This window comes from Butyrivibrio sp., assembly GCF_017940685.1.
GTDB lineage: Bacteria > Bacillota > Clostridia > Lachnospirales > Lachnospiraceae > Butyrivibrio.
The window spans coordinates 1-3,525 of record NZ_JAGAYD010000068.1 but is presented as its reverse complement, the minus strand read 5'-3'; the positions used below and the strand labels follow the sequence as shown (position 1 = coordinate 3,525).

Sequence of the window (3,525 nt, the reverse complement as noted above, 5' to 3'; positions counted from 1 at the left end):
GTCCTTTTCGTAAAGGATATTGCCGTTCTCGTCCTTTTGAACCGGCAACTCAAAGCCGAGTTGTTCAAGAGCCTTGTCTTGTCCGATCTTCAATAGTCCGTCTTTTTCGTCTGTATAATCCCACACCCAACGGATATGCGTATGCATACCGCCTGCTTCATCAGAGTGGGTATTCCAATCGAGGATATGTAAGTGTGTTCCATATTCCTTTTTCAAAAAGTCGATATATTCCGATACGCACTTATCATAAATTTCGGGTTCAACTTGCTCATCAGTCATCTTTCCGATCTTGATGATTTCTTCTTCTGGGCAATAGTTTTTATTTTCCCGAACTTGATCCATATTTTTGATGCGTTCGGTATGTCTGCTCTTCAGATGTTTTTCGTTCTGATCATCGAGCCACTTTTTGTAAAAAAATTGGTAATAAAGAGACTCTGCCTCTTCGTTGGTTAAGGTCTCTTTGTCTATATGCAGCATCGAGAAAAGTTGAGATTTTTTATCCGGATCCAAATCATCGAGCCATTGATGATCGATGTTTTTTCGCTCCGGATTGTCGAGAAGATTTTCAGCATTTTCTTTGTCAAAGTTTCTGTCATTGTGTTTCGGATCGTAAGGCTTTCCTGTTTTTTTGGAAACTCTGCCATTGTGATTAGTCACTCTTTTTTTTGCCATTTCTTTTTCTCCTCTTCTTGAAAAAAAGTTTGTGATAAGATTATAAAAAAAATTGCGAAAGTGCGCAAGTAGTACCCCGTACGCCTTGTCGCAAGCGAGCAAGGACTATCGAGGCTCTCCGAGGGTTCTCTTGGGGCGCTACACGCCCCGCCGAAGGCATCCCCCAGTCTACCGCCCGAAACAAAAAAAGGACCCTAAAGGGATCCTCTTTTCGTTTCGGTTGGTGTAAAAAAATCTCCTCCACCTCCACCGCCTTTTTAATTTTTTTGCAGATAATTATTCTCCAAAATTTTTATCAAATATTTGAATTTACTCTTGATATGATTTTGTGAATCCTCCGCCAAAATATCTTTTGCCCTCTGCTCCATAAAATGATATCTGTCGAGATCGAGCGATCCGTGTGCAGCTCCATTGTCGAACATCATCGACTGAGGTATCAGGATCAGCCTTGAACGGATAGCGTCAAGCTGTGCCTTGCTGAAATTAAATTCATCGAGGGCATGAACCCAAAGCTCCACCTCTTCGATCACATCATCATCGATCAGATCCTCTTTGATCTCCTTCTTCTCGATCATATCCTTTGGATTATGGAACTCCCAATAGAATTTATAGCCATTTACATATTTTCCGTTTTTCACTTTCTCGTAATATTTGCCTTTTTCATTCATTACGAGCTTAATCATTTCCGTTTTTGAAAGATCATCAACAAGGGGATCTATCACATACTTTTCAAAATGTGTCCTTGCAAAATGTCCGTTCTTGTCGGTATAAGAGCCTTGTCCCTGATAGGGTATTTCAAATAGTTCCTTGAATTTCTTAATGCTCATTTGCCCATCGTGAGAGCAGAGCCGACTGTCTGAATTTGCCCTGAGAAATTCATAGAACCTAATAGACCTCTCATTGCTCATTTTGGCTATATCTCCGCTCCACATCGTGATATATCGGCTTTCTTTACCGTTCAATGCTCCGAACAAAGGCAGATAATCGGAGTTCAAGCGTATCCTTACCCTATTTGGGAAAGAGGCTATGGTTGCCACAAAACAGCCGTTTATGTATATATCCTTATCCTTGTCCTTGAATTTCAAAAAGCTGTTTGTAGGCATATCTCCTATATCACGCATAAGATTCTCGGATAGATGATCTTCATCAGCTTCAATTCCCAAATATGCTGCAAGCTCCTTTTTGTCGAGATAAAGAGTATCGGGGCAGGGCTTAGTCCAATCGTGCTTACTCAAAGCAAAGGTGAAAGCCTTGTATTCCTTGAGTTTCATATTTCTTCGTGCCTCTGTGAAGATCATCGACACACCGAAGAGATTAGGATTTACCTCACCCTTGAAGTATTCTTCCAAGGTGATCTGATGATTGTCCTCATCGCTGTAATACATTGACATATCAGCCCTCCTCTATAGTCACGATCTGCTCAAGCGTCTTTACATAGGCAGAATATTCGGGATAGGTGGCGGAGAGGGGAACATCGCCCGGAAGGGTCTTTGTTCCGTATTTGGTAGTTGGGTGTTCAGCGAGAAACTTTTTAAGTTGCTCCTGAGCAAATTCATCTGCAAGCCTATCCCTTTTCCATTGAGCAAAGTGTTCTGCGTCCTTTCCGTCCGTGAACCTTGCTATTTCCTTGCCGTTTACCTTTGTGATATATTCCATATCTGCTCCTTTCGTAAACCTGCAACCTCGACCTAAGGACAGTATAATATCATTGTGTGAGTATGTCAATACTCTTCTCACACTAAACCCACTCAAACTACTCACACTAAACCCACTCAAACTACTCACACTAAACCCACTCAAACTACTCACACCATATAAATAACTATATTAGTAACTATGTTTATAGCTCTATCCCTCTATCTCCCTTTCAGGGAGAAGATAGACGGACGGATCATCACCCTATTGATTGATCTTTATTCTTTGCCTTTGGTGTATGTTCTCTGCTCTGTTCTCTTTCCTTTGACTGCTTTTGGTAATCTTCCAAGACTTTGGAGAAGATAATCTCATTACCAATCATCCAGCCTTTACGCTCGGTATCGTATTGAGCAACTATCTTCTTTCTGTTAGGGGTGCTTCTGTTTATGTCATAGATATTCAAGTCCTTATCAATGGCATAATGTGTATTGTAGTTAATCTCTGCCTTAAATTCGCCTTTGACCTTATGCTCCTTAATTTCCACATCCGGACATCCCTTGTAAATCAGGAACTCTTTTAATGCAGCTGCTCGGTTCACATTTTCCTTGCCGATGAACTTTATATTTTTAAGGGCATTAGTAAAGGTTAATCGTATCTTTTTAGGGCTAAATTTCTCAATGAAATCAAAGGCTTTACCGATTGCGGTTATAAATGCCTGGGCTTTTTCCTTATCTGCAAAATTCTTTTCAAAAGTCACTCTATAGTTAGAGTTTATAAGATTAGGTTCTTTAATCGTCAGACCGTCTTTTAATGCCTTTAATTCGTTCGTAGAGGGCGCAGAAGGACAATAAGGGGTTAAATCCATATTATTTACCTCTTCAACGACAGAAGAGGTTATAGGGGCTATTTGAGCCTTTAGGGAATCTTGGAGAGTAGGAAGAGCATCCTCAATGCCTTTTTTTTGCGTATTAAGGCTCTTAATTGCCTCTGTAAGCCGTTCATTTTCTTTTTCGATGTTTTGGTTCTCTTGGTTCATCTCATACAGTTCTTGCCCCCTCAGAGCCTTTTTATCGGCTATCCTCTCAACCTCTATGCCATGTGCCTCGCATATATCAAGCCACTTTTCTCTGTTTTTGGCGGTGAAGGGGATTTTTCTGTTTACATATCTGCTCTTTTTGGCTCTTAAGGGAATAGGCTTATCCTTTATGTCGTTTCCGT

2 protein-coding genes and 2 pseudogenes are annotated in these 3,525 nt (G+C 40.7%); all 4 read right to left on the bottom strand.

Annotation, left to right across the window (positions count from 1 at the left end; genetic code table 11):
• Positions 1-672, bottom strand: a pseudogene (locus tag J6I68_RS04970) (hypothetical protein); the annotation flags it as partial.
• Between the two features lie 257 nt (positions 673-929).
• On the bottom strand, positions 930-2,063 hold the full coding sequence (locus J6I68_RS04965) for a replication initiation protein (protein WP_292218036.1): 1,134 nt from the start codon (positions 2,061-2,063) through the stop codon (positions 930-932).
• Position 2,064: 1 nt separating this feature from the next.
• Positions 2,065-2,328, bottom strand: coding sequence for a hypothetical protein (locus J6I68_RS04960; protein ID WP_292218035.1), 264 nt, complete (start codon positions 2,326-2,328; stop codon positions 2,065-2,067).
• A gap of 238 nt (positions 2,329-2,566) precedes the next feature.
• Positions 2,567-3,525, bottom strand: a pseudogene (locus tag J6I68_RS04955) (hypothetical protein); the annotation flags it as partial.